Origin of the sequence: Chromohalobacter sp. 48-RD10 (assembly GCF_029889785.1) — a bacterium.
Lineage (GTDB): Bacteria > Pseudomonadota > Gammaproteobacteria > Pseudomonadales > Halomonadaceae > Chromohalobacter.
Genome location: NZ_JARANX010000075.1, coordinates 1 through 2,727, shown reverse-complemented (window position 1 = coordinate 2,727; position 2,727 = coordinate 1). Strand labels below are relative to the sequence as shown.

General features: G+C 56.9%; 1 protein-coding gene and 1 pseudogene. Both read left to right on the top strand.

What is annotated here, in order from left to right:
- Positions 1-123: 123 nt before the first annotated feature.
- Positions 124-693 (top strand): annotated as a pseudogene (locus OP496_RS17000) (glycosyltransferase); the annotation flags it as partial.
- Positions 694-787: 94 nt separating this feature from the next.
- Positions 788-1,936, top strand: a complete 1,149-nt coding sequence (locus tag OP496_RS16995) for a glycosyltransferase (RefSeq protein WP_280565005.1) — start codon at positions 788-790, stop codon at positions 1,934-1,936.
- Positions 1,937-2,727: the final 791 nt, after the last annotated feature.

Genomic DNA, 2,727 nt, shown 5'->3' with positions numbered 1-2,727 from the left:
TGGGAGCCAACCGGAGCTGTGCCGCTCAACCCAGGAAAGTGCCAGGAAATCAAGCGTAACCAATGCGCGGCTTAGAACAAACTTTTTGGACAACTGGGTTGAAAACTACCGGTACTCGGCGATCTCGAGAGTTTGTGGGAGCTGCCGCTGGAAGGCTGTGTCGTCGCGGCGGCTATGGATCTGTGTAATCCCTCCAGCAAGCATACTCGGCGTGACCCCGATAACTACTTCAACTCAGGTATGATGCTGGTGGACCTATTGGCCTGGCGTCGCGAGGGCGTCGCTGAAAAGGCGCTGGAATACCTACAAGTGAGTGAGGTGGCCCGTTACCCGGATCAGGATGCCTTGAACGAAGTGCTGGAAAGTAGGTGGCGCCGGCTTGAGCCGGAATGGAATTTTCAGCCCACCGCCTATGCGGCCGTGGAGAAGCGGTATGCCCACCTTGCCGAGTACCTTCCTGCCCTGAAGGTCGCTAGTCGGCATCCTCGAATCGTGCATTTCATTGGGGCGGTGAAGCCATGGCATGCACGATGCGTTCATCCATTTCAGGATGACTTTATCGCTTACTCGGCGCTTACCCCCTGGCCCATCGAAAAGGCAGCGTTGAGATCTACATTGCCTTGGAGAAAGCGTTTTCGCTTGTTATTGAAAGAGCCGAAGATTCGCCGTCGTCGTATGCTGGCGCGACCGTAGCCTTGGCAGTTATCGCGGAGTTACATATGATGCTCGCCCCCTGTTGGCCGCCTGCTGCCACTTCAACAATAACCACCGCCTTGCTGGAGACCTGATGCGTACACTGGTAGTCGTGCGTTCCCTCAAGATGGGCGGTATGGAGCGGGTGGCGGTCAATCTGGCCGATGCGTTTGCGGATGCTGGACATGAAAGCCATCTGGTTAGCTTTCGTAAGGTGGCGAAACCGTTATGTCCTCTGCACCCCGAGGTGAGGCAGCATCATTTGCCGCTGAGGCATCTGAGCCGTTTGTCATTGATTGGGGTTCTTCTGGAGTTTTTCGCGCGTTGGGTACTCAACCCTATGCTCAAGCGTGCCGTGTTCCTGGGCACCGGGGTTATGGGCGGGGTCGTGTTCCGCTTATGGCTATGGCGCTTCGAGCGTCAATATGGGCGAGTCGATAGGATCGTCTTTCGCGGCCAGGGCACCTTCGAGCAGGTATGGACGTTTCGAGATAGCCGCGCGCGTTATGTGTTGGAAAACATTGTCCGCGCGCATAGGCCGAGTCTCAGCCGCCGGTTGTTTGCACGTTGTCTTTACCAGAACCGGCATTTGGTGGCGGTATCGGAAGGCGTTGCCGAGACAGTACGCCAAGGCATGGAGCTTTGGCGTTTTTCACCGGCGAGTTTGGAGGTCATCCCTAACCCTTGCCCCGTGATGGATATACGCCACGCGATGCTGGCGCCGGAGCCGGATATTCCCGCCGAGCCTTACATCGTCAACGTGGCGCGTATGGTGCCGGCTAAAGACCAAGCGCTACTGCTGCGTGCCTATGCGCGTTCCGGGGTGACAATGCCGCTCGTGCTGGTGGGAGACGGCTATGAGCGATCCAACTTGGAAGCACTGGCCACGGAACTGGGTATCGCCGAGCGTGTGGTTTTCGTCGGTCAGCGGGAGAACCCCTATCCCTGGATGCATCATGCCCGGCTGTTCGTACTCAGTTCGCGCTTCGAAGGTATGGGGATCGTGCTTTTCGAGGCGTTGGCCTGTGGCACGCCAGTGCTGAGTGTGGATTGCCCAGGCGGTATTCGCGCGATTCTCAAGGGAGAGTTAGAGAGCAGTATCGTCGTGCATAGCGAGGAGGATCTTGCCACGGGTATTCAAAAGGCCATTGAGGATCATCCCCCCGACATCGACGAAGCCTGGCTGGACGATTTCAAGTCGGAGAGGGTGGCGGCACGGTTTCTGCGATCACCAGGTAGTTAGCGTTAGGCGAAGATGCTCATCGCGTTATAAACTAAGTAAACGTGATTTTATAAAACGTTACCCTTATGCAACGTGCGCGTAAATTGATATCATGCTAACTATTAAGAAAGCATGATGCATATAAAGAGGCACGACGCATGGAACATGGGCAAACGTATTTTATCTTCGGCTTGCCAAGGCGGCATAAGCAAAGGGCTTCCGTTATTTCCTCGGTGAAACAGGAGGGCGCGGCGTGAAGTCTTTGCTGCTTCGTGAGCACCGATTGCCCACGCCGCCCGCGGGCGACCCCGCATTCGCCCCGCTGGAAGACCCCCGCATGTACTGGCCGGTACAGCGGGCACGCTTGTCAAAAACGGTCAGAGAGGGCGCTCAATCCTTGGGCGTGCCTGTGGAGCTAGGCTTGCTTCGCTTGTGGCAACATAATCTGCCGGGCGCCGCCTGGGTAGAACGTATTGGCTTGCCACGCCGCGCGGTTGAATTAACGCTTGGCGATAAGCTGATCTTGAACGTGAATCCGAATGACCTGGTTCGAGCCACTCACTGGCAAGGCTGGCCCCATAAGTACCGACCGACTTCCTCGGCGTTTATTTGGGATGGCGAGTGGGACCTGCGGCGTGGAGACTTACGAACCAGCTCCCGCGCGCGCTTCATCGCGGATATCGATGCGCACCGCGATGACCTCCCTCTCTGCCAGCCTAGTTGTCCAGATGGCGATTTCGCCTGAATCCCACTCAGAGAGGGTGGTATGAGAGCTTCCATGCCAAGGTACTCCGAAGAACGTAAGGCCGCAG

Excerpts from the sequence above, each read along its gene's own strand:
- OP496_RS16995 (WP_280565005.1), top strand. The coding sequence starts at position 788 with ATGCGTACACTGGTAGTCGTGCGTTCCCTCAAGATGGGCGGTATGGAG.